Consider the following 20,563-nt stretch of genomic DNA (forward strand, 5'->3'; position numbering starts at 1 on the left):
GAATGTTATGTTTGCAACCTGGAGTGAACAAGGCGGCCAGGACGATCTGGTATGGTATACAGGGCACAAGAATGCAGATGGGAACTGGGAGGCAGCGATAGATATTCGGAATCATAAAACACCCGGGGCCTATAAAGTGGATGTATACTATACATTGGCCAATGGTGTCATGAAGAGCCTTGGTTCTGCGTTTTTTGAAGTTTCTGGAGCGAGTTTGACTTCTGAAATATCAATCAAAGATTATAATGATGCAACAGGGAGTTTTACAGTAGTAGTTCCTGAACCGCAATCGGCCTCCGGTGTTTCTTCTGTATTGGTACCGGTATGGTGTTCGGAAGATCAGAGTGACATATGTTGGTATAGCACAAAACATCAGTCAGATGGAACATATACAGTATCTGTAGACCCAATAAATCATAAGTATAATTCTGGCTTATACAAGATACATGTATATGTAGTATCGAATAACGGAATACAACAAAATGTCGGAACTGCTTCTCAGATGGTTAGCGCTACCCAATATTATACTATTATGGGAGATACTACAGTTACCATTGATCAGATGATGAGGTGTTTCGAATCCAGCGGACATGCATATCCTTCAGCGGCTCTTGGAGTAGGAGGAGCATCTACCCTGGAACAGTTCTGCCTCTTGTATTTGGAAGAAGCACATGCTGAAGGGGTGCGTGCGGAGGTGGCTTTTGCACAGGCAATGAAAGAAACAGGATGGCTTCAATATGGAGGAATTGTGCAGATTGACCAGTTTAATTTTGCGGGAATAGGTGCACTTGATGGTAATTCGTCAGGAAACTGTGCCTCATTTCCTGATGTAAGAACTGGTATCAGAGCTCAAATTCAGCATTTGAAAGCATATGCTTCAAATGAAGCGTTGGTGAATGCACAGGTAGATCCAAGGTTTCATTTGGTTACCAGGGGCTCAGCACCTTATGTTGAGTGGCTTGGACAGAAGGAAAATCCTACAGGAGCAGGTTGGGCTACAAGTACCAATTATGGATATTCTATAGTTTCTATGATCAGACAAATTAAACTATTATAAAACGGTTAGTGAAAAAAACGAAAAACAACAAAACAGGAGAGATGAAGACATTTTCTTTAAGTTTTGTTATTTTTCTCATGAAAATGAATTATTATATTTAATGGCCTTTGCGATTAAAGGAGAAATTGCTTGTAAAAGGCTTGCTTATTGGAGGATGTGCAAGAAAGCCCCTCTTAGTTATTCATTTGGACTTTGCAACTATTGATTAGTAGTCATTAGAGATTACAGTATTATTATACTAGGAGACGTAATTTGTTGGATATCTATCGTGAGAATATAAGAAAAAAGCTAAACAAAAAAGATATTTTTGAGGCGTTAATAATTGGGTTTCTTTTTTCTATTTTAGTACTTTTCGTTTATAAAATAGGTAGAAATACTGATTTTTTCTTCTATAATAATGAAGAAGGCATTACTTTAAACAGAACAATAGAATTGTTTTGCCAATACAGAAAGTCGAGCTTTTTTCTTGGTATAATTGGATGTTGGGCCTTTTTTTCAATAGGATACTTTTTTTTGAACAATCTAAATAAAAAATATTTTGAGATTATATATAAATACCGCTATGTTATTGCTATATTATTTTTAGCAGGAGGTGTTCTTTTTGAGATAAGCGGCTCGTCAATAAGCAGTTTATGTAGTGCATTAGGTGTTGATGTGACACAAAGCGGACTTATGTTTCGTGTGCCTAATCCATATAGGAGTGATGAGTTTGGCTTAAATACAATATTTGCAATTGCACAAGGGAAAAATCCAGGAGAGAGCTATCCATATATAAGTAATATTGTGCGTGGTACAACTACAGATATGTATATTGTATACGGACAACCTGTAAAGGATATAGGAATTCTGTTTCGCCCCTTTCATTGGGGGTATTTGTTGTTTGGCAGCGAGAAAGGATTGGCCTTTTTTTGGTGCGGACGTCTCATATTTTTATTTATGATGAGCTTCGAGTTTGGCAGAATTTTTTTGAGAAACAAAAAGAAGATAGCAATAGTTTATGCTATTTTTATTGCTATGTCTCCGGTACTCCAGTGGTGGTTTGCTATTAATGGGTTGGCGGAAATGCTAATATTTGGACAATTATGTTCAATAATGTTATATTTGTTTATGAGAACAACTGTTGTTTGGAAAAGAACGATTTATTCATTTGTTTTTTTCTGGTCTGGATGTGTATATATATTATTGTTTTATCCTGCATGGCAAGTTGTTTTTGGATATGTCTATTTAGGGATTTTCATTTGGATTGTTTTGGAAAATCGGACACAGTTTGTTTGGAGATGGAAAACAGATATTATATCCATCCTTATTCCAGCCCTTTGTTGTGGGGGACTACTACTTTTTTTGGTTTGTAGATCTTGGGACACTATTCAATCTGTAATGAATACAGTCTATCCTGGAAATAGAATTGATACGAATAAATTAGAGATATGGAAGCTTTTTGGTGGGGCATATAATGTGTACTTGGCGTTGACAGATTCGCAAATGGTTATGCCATGGGGGTTTATAGATTTATTTCCGTTAGGCGTTATTTTTGCGGGATATGTGCTGTTTAAAAAGCGTAAAAGGGATAGGATGTTAATAATAATGTTAGTTATAGATTTGATTTTAATCATCTTTTTTACGCTTCCGGTTCCTGAGATTCTGTTGAAAATAACTTTACTCTCTTTGACAACTTGTGATCGTGCATTGATTTCAATTCAGTTTTTTAATATCATTCTTCTGTATAGAGCTGTGAGTCTTTTAGACGATGAGATTAAAACTGGAAAGATAATAATAGGATCGGTAATTTATGCAGGAGTAGTAGTGTTGATTTTTACAGGAACTATGGATGATATTCCGCTTTCAACAGCTATGCAAGCGGGAATGTTTTTGATTTTATTTATTTTTTCAGTATTGTTCTGTAAAAGCCAAACAAAAAAAGGGGCAAGAATATTGATCGCATTTGCGATGATGGTGTTTTTGATCGCAGGAGGTCTTGTTAATCCGATTCAAAAAGGATTGCCGCTGTTGGAAAGAAGTAACATCCTTAGTGAAATTACGAAAATAGTAGAGAAAGATAATAAGGCAAAGTGGATTTCGATTGACCTTCCTTACCCGGAGACGAATATTTCTCTACTTGCCGGGGCAAGTACAATAAATAGTACCAATGTTTATCCGACTTTAGAAAGATGGGAGGAATTAGACTCAGATGGAATTTATACAGACATATATAATAGATATGCGCATATTACGATTGGCCTTGAGGCGGACGAAAAGACGAAATTTGAGCTGATTGCACCGGATTATTTTCTTATCAACCTTAATGTTGATGATTTGGAAAAGTTAGAGGTGAAATATATTTTAAGTAAGGAGGATCTTACAATATACTCTAATGATAACGTGCTTATAGAAAAAATAAAGGAAGTTGATGGATATTTTATTTATGAGATAAATTATCTATAATTAATACTTGTGTTGCAGATAAAGGAGGTAAAAACAAAAAATGGATAAAATTGCTGTGTTAATTCCTTGTTACAACGAAAGTCAGACTATTGAGAAAGTTGTCAATGACTTTAAGAAAGTCTTACCTGAGGCAGTTATATACGTATATGATAATAACTCCACAGATGGAACGGATGAAATAGCAAAAAAGGCAGGAGCTACTGTTAGATATGAGTATCAGCAGGGTAAGGGAAATGTTATTCGAAGAATGTTTCGTGATATTGATGCAGAATGCTATATTATGACGGATGGCGATGATACTTATCCTGCAGAATTTGCGCCAGAAATGGCTAGAAGAGTTCTTGAAAAGCAGGTGGATATGGTTGTGGGAGATCGGTTGTCATCAACATATTTTGTAGAGAATAAAAGGCCCTTTCATAATTGGGGAAATTCGATTGTAAGAAAAAGTATCAATTTGTTGTTTAAGACAGATATTAAAGATATTATGACAGGCTACCGTGCTTTTAGTTATCAGTTTGTGAAAAGTTTTCCGGTTTTATCGAAAGGGTTTGAAATTGAGACGGAAATGAGTATTCATGCTGCAGATAAAAATATGTATGTAGATAATGTGGTGATTGAATACAGAGATAGACCGGAAGGGAGCGAATCTAAATTAAACACATATTCTGACGGAATCAAGGTGTTGGCTACAATTGTTAGATTGTATAAAAACTATAAACCAATGGGCTTTTTTGGGATTTTATCACTAATCTTAGTTTTAGTGGCGGCAGTAATGTTCATTCCGATTTTGATAACTTATATGCAAACAGGAATTGTTCCGAGATTTCCAACGTTAATTGTTAGTGGCTTTGTTATGCTGGCGGCCATACAATCTTTTTTTGCGGGAATGATTCTACAAACAATTGCGCAAAAGAGTCGTCAGGACTTCGAAATACAATTGCATCATATAAAATAAGTTATGTGTAAGTACGGAGGATTTCATGTCTGTTTATATACAAAATTTTATCAAATTCAGGCCATTGTTAAATGAGTTGATTTCGAGAGATATAAAAATAAAATACAGGAAGTCTGTTTTGGGAGTGTTGTGGACATTACTAAATCCGCTTTTGATGATGATCGTATTGTCTGTAGTTTTTTCAAATCTGTTCCGATTTGATGTTGAAAATTTCCCGCTATATTTGTTGAGTGGTCAGATTATTTTTAACTTCTATAACGATGCGACCTCTACGGCCATGTCAGCCATTGTAGGGAATGCTGCGCTGATCAAGAAAGTTTATGTGCCTAAATATTTATTTGTGATTTCCAGAGTTTTTTCAAGCTTCATTAATCTTATGGCATCTTTTACAGCATTGATGCTCGTTATGGTTGCTACAAGGGCAGAACTTCATTGGAGCGTAATACTTTCAGTTATTCCTTTGTCCCTCTTGATGCTGCTTTCTCTGGGAATTGGCCTTATCCTGGCTGCGCTTACTGTGAAGTTTAGGGATATTATGCATCTTTATTCAGTATTTACAACAGTGCTTTTATATCTTACTCCGGTCATTTATCCAATGTCCATCCTACCGGGCTGGTTAGAGAAGGTGGTGCTGTTAAACCCGTTGACCAATATCCTGATGATGTTTAGGGATGTTATGATAAATGGGTTGATTTTTGATGTGTGGTCACTTGTTATTGCAATTGTTGAGACGGCTTTTTTCCTGGCATTGGGACTGTATGTTTTCTATAAAAATCAGGATCAGTTTATTTTGAATATTTAGACAGTGGAGGCGAATATGGAAAACGATATTATTATAAAAGTCGATCATGTGTCTATGAAGTTTAATCTGGCATCAGAGCGTTTTGACGGCTTTAAGGAATATGTGATAAGGAGTCTGAAAAAGCAGATAAAATATAATGAATTCTGGGCCCTAAAAGATGTTTCTTTTGACGTGTACCGCGGTGATTCGCTGGGGCTTATCGGTTTGAATGGAAGTGGGAAAAGCACAATGCTTAAAACCATTGCAGGAGTCCTTAAACCTACTATAGGAACTGTATCTGTCAGGGGAAATGTTGCGCCTTTGATCGAACTGGGAGCAGGATTTGATTTTGAATTGACTGCAAAAGAAAACATCTATCTGAACGGAGCTTTGTTGGGCCATTCCCGAGAAGTCATGCAGGAGCATTATAAAGATATTGTGGAATTCTCAGAATTGAGAGATTTTATGGACGTCCCTGTGAAAAATTTTTCTTCAGGCATGGTTTCCAGATTGGCATTTGCTATTGCGACTATAGGTGTTCCGGATATTCTGATCGTAGACGAAGTATTATCAGTCGGCGATTTCCGGTTCCAACAGAAATGTGAAAAAAGGATACGGCATATGATGGAGCAGGGAGCAACAATCCTTTTTGTATCTCACAGTATCCAACAGGTTAAGGATATATGCAATAAGGTTGTCTGGCTCGAGCATGGTGTTATGAAGCGCTTTGGTGATGCGTTGGAAATTTGTGAAGAATACAGCCAGATATAGCAAAAGGGACCAGATGATTGAGAGGAAAGCAATGAAGAAAATAAAAACAGTTATAGGCATAGTTGTAGTAATTGTGATAGCATTTTTATATGCTCATATAGGGAAGGTAAATCCTTTATACGACAGGAATCTGGATAACAGTGAATATATAGGGACCGGTGTTTTTGAAGACAAGATAGAGCAGACATTTATTTCTTCTGAAGAAACGCTGGATGGGATTACTGCAAAGTGTCAGTTACAGGGAGATGCAACAGGCTCTTCCATACTATTGACTTTAGTAGATGAAGAAACAGATGAAGTCGTAGCAGAGTCTGAACTAAAAGCAGAAGATATAGAAAATAGTAAGTTTAACGAGTTCCCTTTTGAAACAGTGCATGGATGTAAAGGGAAGACGTATAGAGCAATCTTTGAAAGCGTCAATGAAGATGTGGAGAATACCAGAGGTATTGGACTGTTGTATGAACCTAAGACGGAAGATAATACCAGTCTTCAGATAAATGGAGCGAATACAGATGGTACAATGATAATTAAAACAGTTACGGACAGATTTGACCTGGAAACATTCGGTGTGTTTCTGATTTTTGTTATATATATTGTATTTTTCATGAAGTTCCTCTATAAACTATTCAGATAGGGAGAGAAAAGCAATGGGAATCAAATATTATATTGACGAAAAGAAGTATCGTGTTAAACCGCAAGAAAAGTATATACGCGTTAATGGATGGGCGTTTGATACTTTAGGAAAAGCATTGCATTATAAAGCCTTTATTAATGGAAAACCTGCGGACAAATTTAAGCTGAAGAGAATAGATAGAAAGGATGTAGAGAAGAAGTATCAAAAGTATAATGTGCCATGTGACAGCGGCTTCCATATTAAAAGCTATACAGATACAGCAGAAGTTCCAGAGACTTTTGAATTGTATGTATCAAATGGAGAAGAACGTAAGTGTATTGTCAAACTAAACAAGAAACAGTTGGCTAAAATTACAGATGACAGTACAATATCATATAATATAGATTTGATTTACGTGCGTGATACTAAAGCGGAAATTACGGGATGGGCTTCTTCGGTTGATGGGGCAGAGGCGGTAAGTTTTGGCTTAATAGATGCTGAAGGAGGCGAAGTCGATTTTAAATTAAAAAAATTGAAAAGACCTGACTTGGTAGATGCTGGTCTGATTGAGGAAAAAGATATTCTTTGTGGTTTCCGCATAGATTACTTTTATGATAAACAGGAAGAATTTTGCTTGTCTCTGGAGGATGGAAATAAGAAGAAGCATTTGATTTTTAATTTGGCTAATATCCGGAAAAAGCAGTCTCTGCGTGAAAAGGTTGGTTTTGTTAGAGCTGCATATAAATATGTAACTCCTGAATATGCTCAAAAGACTATTAAATATGTGAAAAAGAATGGGTTTTCTCACCTGAAAGAGCATATTTTTATGAAAGTTATGCATGCAGGAAAATCATATGAGGAGTGGTTTGAAGAGAATAAGCCGACAAAGGAAGAGCTTGGGCGGCAGAGGGCGGAAGAGTTTGAGAAAGCCCCCCTGATCAGTATCATAGTTCCGACCTATAAAACTCCTATTCCCTATTTGCAAGAAATGATAGATTCTGTGTTGGCTCAGACATATGCAAAGTGGGAATTGTGTATTGCAGATGGCAGTGAAGGAGATAAAGAAGTTGAAAGTGAGCTTGAGAGATACGGCCAGAAAGATAACCGCATTAAATATCGGATCTTAGAAAAAAATCTTGGTATATCCGGTAATACAAATGGTGCGCTTGAGCTTGCAACAGGCGAATATATAGGTTTATTTGACCATGATGATATATTAGCGCCTAGTGCTTTATACGAAGTTGTTAAGTGCCTTCAGAAAAAGGATTACGATATTCTGTATACAGACGAAGACAAGGTAGATGGTGATGGAAAAGAACATATGGATCCTAACTTTAAACCGGATTTTAGTATAGATCTTTTTAGAAGTCACAATTATATTACGCATTTCTTTGTTGTAAAGAAAAAAATTGTTGATGAGATAGGCGGCTTTAGGAAGGAATTTGATGGATCTCAGGATTATGACCTTATGTTTCGCTGTATAGAAAGGGCAGAGAGTATTAAGCATATTCCTATGATTTTGTATCATTGGAGAGTGCATATGAATTCGGTCGCAGGCGACCCTTCAAGCAAAATGTATGCATATGAGGCCGGAAAAAGAGCAATAGAAGAACACTTAAAAAGAGTGGGAATAGATGCTACAGTGGAGCATGTAGGATTGTGGGGAATGTATCATGTAAGATATAAAGTACACGGGGATCCTCTAGTATCTGTTGTTATTCCCAATAAGGATCATGTCAGTGACCTGAAAAAATGCATCCAGTCTCTGTATACAGTAAATCAATATAAGAACTTTGAAATTGTCATTGTAGAGAATAACAGTGAGGAGAAAGAGACCTTCACTTATTATGAGAGTCTGCAGAAAGAGCATGATAATATACGAGTTATAATGTGGAAAGGCGATTTCAATTATTCTGCAATCAATAACTATGGAGTAAAAGAGACAAAGGGAGAATATCTTCTGTTTCTGAATAATGATACAGAAGTAATTTCACCTGATGCAATCGAAGAGATGCTTGGCTGCTGTATGAGAGACGATGTGGGCGCCGTAGGAGCAAAGCTTCTCTATGAAGATGACACGGTACAGCACGCAGGCGTTGTAATTGGATTTGGAGGATATGCCGGACATGTAAATACCGGAATTGGACGGAATGACTATGGATACATGGTGAGAGCTCGTATTAATTGCAATTATAGCGCGGTAACGGCGGCCTGCATGATGACTAAAAAGACTCTTTTTAATGAAGTAGGAGGTTTTGATGAACAGTTTGTTGTCGCCTGCAATGACGTGGATTACTGTCTCAAACTGAGAGAACTGAACAAATGGATTGTATTTGATGCATTTGCTGAGTGGTATCATTATGAGTCTAAATCCAGAGGGTATGAGGATACCAGAGAAAAGCAGAAAAGATTTGATGGTGAGGTGGAAAAGTTCCAGAAAAAATGGAAGCGCATACTGGATGAAGGCGATCCTTTTTATAATAGAAATTTCCCGATTACACAAGCGCCCTTTACCTTAGGATAAAAAAATTTTAATATACTACTAAAATGAGCCTCATAATCGAGGCTCATTTTAGTAATTTATACAAAAGTCTTTGCTTATCTATGGAAAAATGTTATCATAAAATTAATTACCGATTTCATCAGGGAGGGAAAGGAATGAAAAAGAAATTATTCAGGGGAATAGCGCTTGTGTTGGCTTGTTGCCTTCTGTCGAATGTTGCGACGCTTAATGCGGAAGAAACGGTTGGAGAACAGGAGGAACAAATAATTGAAGGCTCCGGGAAATTGGACAGAGACAATACATCCGAGGCTGCAACACGGGAAGACAAGGACGTAGAGGATGCGGATTCTGAAGAGTTTGCGGATGAAAATGTTGAAGATAAAAAGGAAATTGAAGAAAGCAATCAGGAAAATACAGATATTTCTTCTTTGAAGATAAACAATCAAGAGACGAATTTGGACGCCCAGCCATCTGCTGCTCCACAGAATGTGAAAATTACAGGAAGTGTTGAAGTTGCTGGAGAGGATAAAGATAAAGGCATTTTTACAGTACGAGCTTATGATTTTTCTGATATAGAGAGTATCTGTGATATAAGGTTTGCTGTTTGGAGTGAAGAGGGAGGACAGGATGATCTGACATGGAATATTGTGGAAAGCAGTTTAGATGCGTCCTTTTATTCGGATGTAAAGTTGTCGGATCACAATTATACTTTAGGGAAATATATTGTTCATGCATATGCTTTGCTTGAGTCTGGAGGGCAAGTATGGGTGGGGGAAACAGAGTATGAAATAGTTGTTGAAAGTTCAGAACTGAAAATTACAGAGGGGACGGACAGTGGAGAATATTTCTTTACTTTAAATGACCTTGTAGTACCGGCGGGGGAAGAAGCGGTCTTGTTTGCTGTTTGGAGTGAAAATGGCGGACAGGATGACATGGTATGGTACGATGCCAGAAAGCTGAAAAAGGGTTCGTATGAGTATGACTGGTCTGTGCAAAACCATAGGGCACTTGGAAAATATAATGTACATGTGTATGTGCGCACAAAAGGTAATACAATGAAAGGAATTGGAGCATATGAATTCAATATTGATGCTCCTAAAGTTGCCGAAATTGAGATAAGTGATCGGAATGTAGAGAGGGGAACATTTAGCGCTCGAGTGGAAGGCGTATCAAATGCAGATCTTGTTAAAGAAATTATGATTCCGGTTTGGAGTAATTCAAACGGACAGGACGATCTCGTGTGGTATGCGGCTCAAAAAGATTTAGACGGGACATATGAACTTACAGTGGATGTGAAGAACCATAAATACTCAGATGGATCTTACAATATACACGCATATGTGACGGATATTACCGGATATCAATATTTCGTGGGAAGCACTGAGTGCAGCATGGATATAGAAAAAGGCAGTTTGCAGATCGAAAATATCGGTGATGCAAGATATCGTATTGTATTATCGGATTTTGTCATTCCTGCGGGCGCATCTGAAGTCCTTTTCCCTGTATGGAGCGAAAATGGCGGACAAGATGACCTTGTATGGTATACTGCAGGCAAGAATGGTGAAGGGGATTATGTGTGCACAATTAGCCTGGATGACCATAGAGGTCTGGGAAGATATAATGTCCATGCATATGCTAAAAAACAAAACGGGGAACAGATTCCTCTGTTGATTTCAGGATTTGAAACAGAAGTACCCATTGTCAATACTTTCGAGGTGGAAAAAGTAGATGAAGAGGCAGGATGCTTTACAGTAAAAGTTTCTGATATTGAAAATGAGGATCTTGTTAAAAACATAAAAATTCCTGTATGGTCTAAAAATGATCAAAGTGATCTCATCTGGTATAATGCAAGAAAAAATTTGGCCGGTGAATATATTATTGATGTACATATCAAGGATCATCGATATAACATAGGGGAGTATAGTATTCATTGCTATGTAGAAGATATTACTGGCATGTTGAACGGAATTGGATCAAGAAGCTGTGATATGTCAGCAAAAGTAGAAGCAATAGAAGCGGAAGATATAGATGACTCGGAGGAGACTTTTGAAATCAATATATCCGGGGTTAATGTTCCGGCAGGTGAACGAGAGTTGCGAGTTGCTGTGTGGGGGGATAAAGATGGTCAAAATGATCTTACATGGCATACATTAAGCCGGCAGTCAAATGGAAATTATTCATTAGATGTTGAGGTGCGCGATCACTGTGAATTGGGATTGTATAACGTACATGTATACTGCGTGACCAAAGGCGGAGGAATGTTTGGACTTGGAACGACAACCTTTAATGTATCTAATGTCCCTCTGTTTTCAAATGTGACAATTTCAGAGATAAACGGGAATAAAGGTACATTTCGAGTGACTATTTCAGGTCTTCTTGCCTCTTCAGGTATCCAGAAGGTTGAAATACCCATGTGGTGTTCTGATAATCAGAATGATATATACTGGTATACGGCCTCGAGATTATCCGAAGGTTCTTATACTACAACGATGAACGTTGTGAATCATCGTCACCATTTTGGGGATTATAAAGTCCATGTATATGTCACAATGGGGAATGGAGTGAGAGTATGTGTCAGTTCATCAAATATCCAGAATATCAGCCCCAATAATTATCTGTACAATGAGTATATAAGTGACACACAAAGAAGAGTTTGGCTTCTTGGAGTTGACGGAGAGCTTGTTCAGTTCCCTACATGGAGCGATGAACAGGGGCAGGATGATATTGTCTGGTATGATGGAACCAATAATGGAAATGGCACATGGAGTGCGCTTGTAGATAGTGCAAACCATAGCAATGGCGGAAATTATACAACTCATGCATATGTAACTAAAAGCGGTGTGAGGCAGTCGGTAGGGTCGACAAATTATTCATTAATTAAAATACCTACAGATCTGGAAATGATGAGGCTGAAAGCCAATTCCTATTCAAGTACCACAGGATATATTGCCCTTGTAAACAGGACAACCCATAAAGTTGGCATTTTTCAAGGATGGCAGGGCAATTGGAACTGTATTCAGTACTGGGATTGTTCAGATGGAAAGGCAAGTACCCCGACTGTGGAAGGGGTATTCCGAGTGGGAAGCAGAGGATATTATTTCTATTCGGGAGATGCGATTTGTTACTGGTGGACGCAGTTTTACGGAGATTATCTGTTCCATTCGGTGCTTTACAACAGATATAATGGCTCGCTAATGGATGGCAGATTGGGTATGGGGCTTTCCCACGGCTGTGTGAGATTAAATATTAATAATGCAAAGTGGATTTATGACACCATTCCTTCCGGGACGACGGTGGTGGTGTATCATTAGTTAAGTGATATAATAATTGCCTCGTGAAAGAGCACGAGGCAATTGTAGTAAAGGCAGTTCAGGAGACTGATTTGACTAAGAAGGCAGTGGCTGGATAGTCCACTCGTTATATTGAAAACAAGATTTTGTATTTATGAGGGAGGGAAAGTTTAATGAATTACTCAAAAAGACGGAAATATATTACCGGGCTCCGGCGAATATTATTGTGTCTTATGATTTGCACAATAGTGTTTAGCGACTATTCTTTTGCGTACGCTTCTTCAACAGAAAGTAATATGGATGAGACAAAGGAAGAGGATTCATTAGACAGCACAGGAATCTCTGAAACGGACGTTGCTTCTGATACAGAAGAAGATTCCGATAGTTTATCGGAAGATCAGGGAACAGAAGATGATGCAGATGATGCGGAAAATGCGCAGAACCCGATTTATACAGGCGAAAGCGCCAGTGAATTCAGTGATAATATACAAAGCGATGAGCTGCAAGAGACTTCAGTCAGTGATGACTCAAGCACTCAGATTATGCGGCTTGCTCCGCAGGAAGAAAAGACATTGGATGATTTGGCTATGCAGAACAGTTCGGTTCTGGCGGATGGTGAATATGTGATTGGTTCCCGTCTGTCCAGTAGACAGGTCATTGATGTTGAGAGCGGATCGAATAATGATGGCGCTAATGTACAAATATATGAAACAAACACTACAAAGGCACAGAAATGGGAAGTTGTGCATGATGAAAAGGGATATATTACTTTCATTAATGCCGGCTCCGGGAAAGTGCTGGATGTAGCCAGCGGATATAATGTGGCCGGGACCAATGTACAGCAATATACTTCCAATGAAAGCAGGGCGCAGAAGTGGATCGTATTAAATAATGGGGACGGTACCTTTACTATTAAATCGGCAGTTGGAAATGGAATGGTCTTAAATGTTACGGGGATGACAGCTGCCAATTCATCCAATGTCGATATTGACTCTGGTGACGGAAGTGATAATCAGAAGTTTCTGTTTTATTCCACTAAAGCGGAGATATCAAATAGTGGAAAGACCATTGCAGATGGTACATATATGATTAGCAGTAACGGCAGTTATTTGAAAAATGTGGGCAGCAAAATACAAAGTAATGCTGGTAAACAGAATGATCTGACTCAATATTTTTTTATTTCTTATAATGAGTCAAAAGGATATTACACAATAAGGTCATGCAGTGCTGATCGAAATTTGGATGTTGACAGAGGAGATACTGTACCCGGCGCACTTGTGACAGCGGCACCGGAAAATACTGAAGCGCATCAACAGTTCTGGGATATTCTGCAAAATGAAGATTATACATATACAATTACCAGCGCAGCCAATGGTCAAATGCTGGGGCAAGATCAAGCGGCAACAAATTCTATTGTAACCGTGCCGGGAGAAGATACTCGAAGCTGTACATGGACATTGGAAGAGGCTCCTTTTTGTTGGTCGGAAGAAGAGATGGACAGCCTTGCCGCAATAAAGATCGGACAGCCGGATATAGCTGCGGGAACATATCAGATTACGTCAGTGTTGAACGAAAAAATGTCATTAGATGTTACAAATGGTTCAAAAGCCACTGGCGCGAAAGTACAGTTATATGAATCTAATGAAACTTTAGCTCAACGGTGGAAAGTTGAATATACGGATGACGGATATGCGAAGATAGTCAGTGCCAACTCCGGGAAAGTTCTTGATGTAGACGGAGCATCTATCCAAAATGGTGTCCAGATACAGCAATATGATTGGAATAAAACAAGAGCGCAGAAATGGCTTCCTATCAAGAATGACAATGGAACATATACCTTTTATTCTGCATTGGGACGAGGATTGGTCCTGGATGTGGCTTCGGGAATAGCAGTGAATGGAGCAAAAGTGCAGACATATACCTGGAACGGAACAAATGCACAAATGTTTTGTTTTTATAATACAGAGGCCAATGTTCCTTCTCAGGGAAAAGTTATTGAAGACGGGTACTATACAATTGCGCTTTCCGCAGATAGCAATATGGTTATGGATTTGCATAATGGAGACGCAGCAGACGGAACACCCATGCAGATTTATAGTTCTAACGGAACATTAGCACAGTGTTTCTGGGTCGAATATCATGAAGACGGTTACTATAGTATAAAAATAGTAAAAACCGGCAAAGTAGTTGAACTGACTCGAGGTGGCCTTGTTCCCGGAACAGTAGTGCAGCAGGAAGCTGAAGATAATACGATAAAACAGCGCTGGATCATATCGGACACCGGGGACGGTTCTTACAGAATAATTTCAGCTGCCAATGGATTGAGTATGGATGCGGGAGATATATCACAGGGAAGAACAATTACTACTCAGAACATTTCTGACGTGTCTTCTCAAAAGTGGAGTTTTATAGAGTATAAGCCGTCAATTGCAGAAGGATGCTATATGATCAGCACGGCTATTAATTCAAATAAAGTTGTTGATATTGCAGGTGGTTCATTGTCTGTTGGAGGAAATGCTCAGATTTATACCGATAATAAAAGCCTGGCACAAAAATGGCAGGTCAGAACGGTTGAAGAAGGGATTATATCCTTGCAGAATCTTGGTTCAGGATTGTATTTAACAGATGTAAATGGAAACGTTTGCCAAATGAATAATTCCGGAAATGTTACAGATGCACAATGGGTTTTAGGTTTGCAGTTGGGAGATGGATTTACTTTAACGAATAGAGCTTCGGGGAAAAGATTAGATTTAAGTGGAGCTAATACCGCGGATCAGACCAATATAGGAACCTATGACGAGAATGGGACAAAAGCGCAAGCGTGGACTTTCAACGCTGTCAGTGTATTAGAGCCGGGATTTTATGAGTTCGCTCCATTATCTAATACCGGTTTGCGCCTGGAAGTTGCAGGAGGATCAAGAGATAATTTCGCAAATGTACAGGTCTATTCATCTAATGGAACTCTTTCACAACGGTGGTGGGTGAAGAGCGTGGGCGATGGCTGGTATACCTTGACGGCATGCTGCTCGGCAAAAGTCTTAGATATCAGTGGTGGAAGTGCGGCATTGAATGCAAATATTCAACAATATGAGGCAAATGGAAGCAATGCGCAAAAGTGGCGCTTTGAAATGGGGGAAAATGGTATTGTTTTAAAATCTGCTTTGGGAACAGTAGCAGATGTTGTCGGCAGCTCAGGACAATCTGGCACAAATGTGTGGGCATATGAGCAGAATGGAAGTTCGGGACAGGAGTGGCGTGTTTTCTCTGCGGCAACTCCTGGAAAAATAGGATGGCAGAATCCTGCGGGATATCCGCAGGTGAGTTCGAGAACGGTTATGCTGCCCAGCTATTGTACGGGCTATTTCACTTATGTAACACCTTCCAGAATTGCGATAGATGCGTCCAGAGAGGATTGTGTAAATGCATTTGTTGCAAGAGCATATGAATATTTAGGAACGCGATATATTGAGCCCTGGTCAAGCTGGCCGGGTGACGCTGTGGATTGCTCTGGACTGGTTTTACAGTGTTTATATGCGACTGGAATGGATATGGGAATTTATAATCCATATAACCATAGATGGTTGCCGGGACAAACATATAATTCTATGAATTGGCTGAACAATAATACATTTATGCCTGTGGGGCTAAATAATCTGCAGCGGGGAGATTTGGTGTATTACAGAAATCATGTTGCAATTTATATAGGCGGGGGACAAATTATTGACTCCTGGCCTGGACAGGGTGTGACAATACAAGGATTGTATAGCCGAGGTAATGTGATAGGAGTGCAGAGGCCGTTTGTATAAGATAGAGGACAAGTATCCCTTGTATTCACATAGAGATTTCAATTTATTGTGTATGTCCGATCTGCGTTTATGTGCCTTTTTCAAAGAATATTTTTGTTAGATTGACAAACGCCGATCGGTTATCAGAGGATGCGGAGGAAAAGTGATGAATGAAGAGTTGATTTCAGTGTTAATGGTAAACTATAACCGTGAAAATACGATTAGAGATGCAGTGCAGAGTGTGCTGAATCAGACCTGGAAGAATCTCCAGTTGATCATAGTGGATGATGGCTCTACAGATCGTTCCTGCGAAATTGTGGAAGACTTTTCGGATAGCAGGATTGAGATGTACAGACTTGAAAAGAATGAGCATATCTGTTATGCAACAAATTTTGGATTTGACAAAGTCCGGGGAAAGTATCTCGCCAGAATTGACAGTGATGATATCTGGTATGAAAACAGGCTGGACAGACAAATGCAATTTATGAAGAAAAATCCTGAATGCAGGATTTGTTTTACCTGGTGTAACTGGATTAATGAAAGAGGAGAGATTATAAACGATGAAGAGCCTGAACTGAGGAAAATGTGCGATGCTGATTTCAGAAGCCAGCGTGACTGGATAAAGCAGTTTTACTATGTAGGCAATTGCCTTTTGCATTCTTCGGTTTTAATGGAAACGGAATTGATGCGGGAGACCGGCGGTTTTGAACCAGCATACAGGCAGCTGCACGATTATGATTATTGGGTTAGGATCGTTAAGCATCATAATCTCTATGTGATTCCCGAGCGGCTGATTGGGATGCGCAGATTTGGAAAAGAGAATGACAAAAATATAAACGCAAGTGCCGTGACAGAGGAAAACGATATCAGAACATTTAACGAGTATGCAGATATCAGAGCTCACATTTTTGATGATATGCCGGAAGATGTATTTCTGGCAGCATTTCAGGATGACTTTATCTGTAAAGCTTCTGTTACACCTCAGGAATTGGAGTGTGAAAAGGCATTCATATTGTGTAAGTCACAGATTGGCTGGGAATGGACAGCTCCGGCGGGCATTGAAAAGCTGAAAGAGCTGTTTAGAGATGACGAAATGAAAGACATTCTGGAAAAAAAATTTAATTTCTCTATAAAGGATCTATATAGGATGAATGCAAAAAATATTTATTTTGATCCAATCGTTCAGAAGAAGTTTCAGACTGTAAGAGAGGAGAGAGACAGGCTTGAGGTTGATAACAAGTCACTATATGACGAGGTGGAAAGACTGAAGAAGGAAATTTCCCTATATAGAGATTCGACAAGCTGGAAAGTTACCCGCCCGCTTCGCCGCATCGGGAAAATCGTGCGTAGAAAATAAAGAGATGAAAAGTGTAAGAGACTATGAAAATTCACACTAACTACACTGGACATAACTTCCAAATCCGCTTATAATTTAATCAGAACACTCTTTACAAACGGAGGACAAGCATCATGAAATCCAAACTGATAATAGCAATTTTACTTTTAACCCTTGTCTTTTCTCTGGCCGCCTGTGGCAGGAATTCCGGAGATAGCCAGGAGCCTTCCGATAGTTCGGATACCCAGACGGAGGAGCAGAAAGAAGAGGAACCGGAAGAGACAGAAGAGCCGGAGGCGGAAGAGGAGCAGCCCTCTCAGGATGCGACGAATACAGACACACAGACTCCTGCTCAGGAGCCGGTGGCTGAGACTGCGACGATTACTGTCTTCTACAGCAATGCGGACTCCACGGCTTTTGAGTCTTCAGAAGTGCAGATAGCTTCCCTCTCTCCCGAGGCTGTTCTTGAGGCTTTGGTTTCGCAGGGGGCGCTGACAGCCGACGTGGCGGAAAATTCCTTTACTATGAACACAGTGGATGGGAAGGAGAGCATAGAGCTGGATCTGAATGGCGCCTTTGCTACATATGTATCTAACATGGGGACGACAGGCGAGTACTATACAGTGGGTGCCCTTGTCAATACATTCCTGGATGCCTACGAGTGTGAGCAGATTCGCATCACGGTAGATGGGGATACGCTGTCCACAGGACATGCCGAGTATCCGGGCTATCTGTCCAGATTTGAATAAGATTTGCGGAGCGGGACATGAAGAAACCAGGCTACTATTCATCCGGCGAGTTTGCCCGCATGGCTCAGGTGACCCTGCGGACGATCCGCTACTATGACAAACAGAACATTTTAAAGCCCTCGTATGTGACTGATGCGGGGGCACGTTTTTATACAGACGAGGATTTTGCCAGACTGCAGCAGATCCTCCTTTTGAAGTATCTGGGGTTTTCTCTGGACGATATCCGTGAGATGACCATTGCGGATACGGATTACCACTTTATGCTCAATTCCTTGGACATTCAGAAGAAGCTGGTGCAGGACCGGATCGAGCAGATGCAGCTTGTGGAGCAGGCCATCGAGGACACGACAGCTGCCATCCGGGAGGAGCATGTGGTGGACTGGAGCCGGATGCTGGGGCTGATCCATCTGACGGGCATGGAAAAGAGCTTTAAGAACCAGTATAAGAGCGCCACCAATATCTCAGCCAGGATCAATCTGCACAGCCTTTATTCTCAGAACAGGCAGGGGTGGTTTCCCTGGATCTATGAGAAGCTGCGTGTTGAGAGCGGGATGAAGATACTGGAGCTGGGATGTGGGGACGGTACCCTCTGGACGGAGAACAAGGAGAAACTTCCGGCTGATGTGGCAGTCACGCTCTCTGATGTCTCGGAGGGCATGCTCCGGGATGCCAGGCGCGCTATAGGGACGGAGGATACGAGGTTTGCTTTCAACAGCTTTGACTGTCATCATATTCCCTATGACAATGAGACCTTTGACCTGGTGATCGCGAACCATGTGCTTTTCTACTGCCAGGATATCCCGGCTGTCTGCCGGGAGGTGAAAAGAGTGCTAAGGCCTGGCGGCAGATTCATCTGCAGCACCTACGGGCGGGAGCATATGAAGGAGGTCGGTCAGCTTGTCCAGGAGTTTGACGAAAGGATTGCCCTGTCTGCGGATAAGCTGTATGAGAAGTTTGGCAAGGAGAACGGCAAAGAGCTGCTTGGAGAGAGCTTCGCTGAAGTGGTGTGGCAGCAGTACGGGGACGCCCTTGTGGTCACGGAGCCGGAGCCCCTCATTTCCTATGTGCTCTCCTGCCATGGGAACCAGGGGCAGTACATCGGGGAAAAATACAATGACTTCCGGGCGTTTGTGAAGAAGAAAACCGCCGGGGGATTCAGGATCACAAAGGATGCCGGGATATTTATTTGTGCAAAATAACCAAATTATTACAAAATGTTAAAAAACACTTGAAGGTGACCTAAGGTCACCTTTTATAATGCAATTAAACTAATAAGATACGGCTTATCAGAAATACTATTTACCAGGAATACCAGATGAAGGTACCAAGGAGGTTTTACAATGAAGGGTATTATTTTAGCGGGAGGATCCGGCACAAGGCTCTATCCTCTGACAATGGTCACATCCAAACAGCTTCTGCCGATCTACGACAAGCCGATGATCTACTATCCCATGTCGGTTCTTATGAACGCGGGCATCCGGGACATTCTGATCATCTCCACACCGCAGGATACGCCAAGGTTTAAAGAGCTGTTGGGAGATGGACATCAGTTTGGCGTGCAGCTTTCTTACGAAGTGCAGCCAAGCCCGGACGGACTGGCACAGGCGTTTATCATTGGTGAGAAATTTATTGGCGATGATTGCGTGGCTATGGTGCTGGGGGATAACATTTTTGCGGGCCACGGCCTTAAGAAAAGATTAAAGGCAGCTGTGGAAAATGCGGAGTCCGGCAAGGGCGCCACAGTGTTCGGCTACTATGTGGATGACCCGGAGCGGTTTGGCATTGTGGAGTTCAACCAGGAGGGTAAGGCTGTCTCCATAGAGGAGAAGCCGGAGCATCCCAAGAGCAACTACTGCGTGACCGGCCTTTATTTCTATGACAACAAAGTGGTGGATTACGCGAAAAACCTGAAGCCAAGCGCCAGAGGAGAGCTGGAGATCACAGACCTGAACCGCATTTACCTGGAGGCGGGACAGCTCAATGTGGAGCTTCTTGGACAGGGCTTCACCTGGCTGGACACGGGAACTCATGAGAGCCTGGTGGACGCCACCAATTTTGTCAAGACTATGGAGACTCACCAGCACAGGAAGATTGCCTGCCTGGAGGAGATCGCCTACTTAAACGGATGGATTTCCAAAGAGGACGTGATGGAAGTGTACGAGGTTCTGAAAAAGAACCAGTACGGTCAGTATCTGAAGGACGTGCTGGACGGGAAATACCAGGAAAATCTCTATTGATAATAAAGAGATATAGGAAAATCATCTAACTATTGCCAAGAAAA

General features: G+C 40.5%; 13 protein-coding genes. All 13 read left to right on the forward strand.

What is annotated here, in order from left to right:
- The coding region (locus tag NI21_RS17305; protein ID WP_369792813.1) for a GBS Bsp-like repeat-containing protein at nucleotides 1-1,057 on the forward strand (1,057 nt) is incomplete at its 5' end.
- A 255-nt stretch (nucleotides 1,058-1,312) separates the two neighbouring features.
- Nucleotides 1,313-3,499, forward strand: a complete 2,187-nt coding sequence (locus NI21_RS0112125) for a hypothetical protein (protein WP_033126467.1) — start codon at nucleotides 1,313-1,315, stop codon at nucleotides 3,497-3,499.
- 40 nt (nucleotides 3,500-3,539) lie between these two features.
- Nucleotides 3,540-4,454, forward strand: coding sequence for a glycosyltransferase family 2 protein (locus NI21_RS0112130; protein ID WP_033126468.1), 915 nt, complete (start codon nucleotides 3,540-3,542; stop codon nucleotides 4,452-4,454).
- A gap of 25 nt (nucleotides 4,455-4,479) precedes the next feature.
- Nucleotides 4,480-5,256: an ABC transporter permease gene (locus NI21_RS0112135; RefSeq protein ID WP_033126469.1), complete on the forward strand. Its 777-nt coding sequence runs from the start codon at nucleotides 4,480-4,482 to the stop codon at nucleotides 5,254-5,256.
- 15 nt (nucleotides 5,257-5,271) lie between these two features.
- A complete protein-coding gene (locus NI21_RS0112140; RefSeq protein ID WP_033126470.1) occupies nucleotides 5,272-6,006 on the forward strand; it encodes an ABC transporter ATP-binding protein in 735 nt (244 codons plus the stop codon).
- A gap of 31 nt (nucleotides 6,007-6,037) precedes the next feature.
- Nucleotides 6,038-6,640 (forward strand): hypothetical protein, encoded by a 603-nt coding sequence (locus NI21_RS0112145; RefSeq protein ID WP_033126511.1) that lies wholly within the window; start codon nucleotides 6,038-6,040, stop codon nucleotides 6,638-6,640.
- A 13-nt stretch (nucleotides 6,641-6,653) separates the two neighbouring features.
- Nucleotides 6,654-9,143 carry a glycosyltransferase gene (locus NI21_RS0112150; RefSeq protein ID WP_052084093.1) on the forward strand — a complete coding sequence of 830 codons (2,490 nt, stop codon included), beginning with the start codon at nucleotides 6,654-6,656 and terminating at the stop codon, nucleotides 9,141-9,143.
- Nucleotides 9,144-9,277: 134 nt separating this feature from the next.
- Nucleotides 9,278-12,433, forward strand: a complete 3,156-nt coding sequence (locus NI21_RS0112155; RefSeq protein ID WP_033126471.1) for a GBS Bsp-like repeat-containing protein — start codon at nucleotides 9,278-9,280, stop codon at nucleotides 12,431-12,433.
- A gap of 152 nt (nucleotides 12,434-12,585) precedes the next feature.
- Nucleotides 12,586-16,218 (forward strand): RICIN domain-containing protein, encoded by a 3,633-nt coding sequence (locus tag NI21_RS0112160; protein ID WP_033126472.1) that lies wholly within the window; start codon nucleotides 12,586-12,588, stop codon nucleotides 16,216-16,218.
- 145 nt (nucleotides 16,219-16,363) lie between these two features.
- Nucleotides 16,364-17,554, forward strand: a complete 1,191-nt coding sequence (locus NI21_RS0112165; protein ID WP_033126473.1) for a glycosyltransferase — start codon at nucleotides 16,364-16,366, stop codon at nucleotides 17,552-17,554.
- Between the two features lie 113 nt (nucleotides 17,555-17,667).
- A complete protein-coding gene (locus NI21_RS0112170; RefSeq protein ID WP_033126474.1) occupies nucleotides 17,668-18,282 on the forward strand; it encodes a GerMN domain-containing protein in 615 nt (204 codons plus the stop codon).
- Nucleotides 18,283-18,299: 17 nt separating this feature from the next.
- A complete protein-coding gene (locus NI21_RS0112175) occupies nucleotides 18,300-19,481 on the forward strand; it encodes a methyltransferase domain-containing protein (protein WP_033126475.1) in 1,182 nt (393 codons plus the stop codon).
- A gap of 141 nt (nucleotides 19,482-19,622) precedes the next feature.
- Nucleotides 19,623-20,519 (forward strand): glucose-1-phosphate thymidylyltransferase RfbA, encoded by an 897-nt coding sequence (gene rfbA / locus NI21_RS0112180; RefSeq protein WP_033126476.1) that lies wholly within the window; start codon nucleotides 19,623-19,625, stop codon nucleotides 20,517-20,519.
- Nucleotides 20,520-20,563: the final 44 nt, after the last annotated feature.

The sequence above is a fragment of the Eubacterium sp. ER2 genome, from assembly GCF_000765215.1.
GTDB classification, from domain to species: Bacteria; Bacillota; Clostridia; order Lachnospirales; family Lachnospiraceae; genus Claveliimonas; species Claveliimonas intestinigallinarum.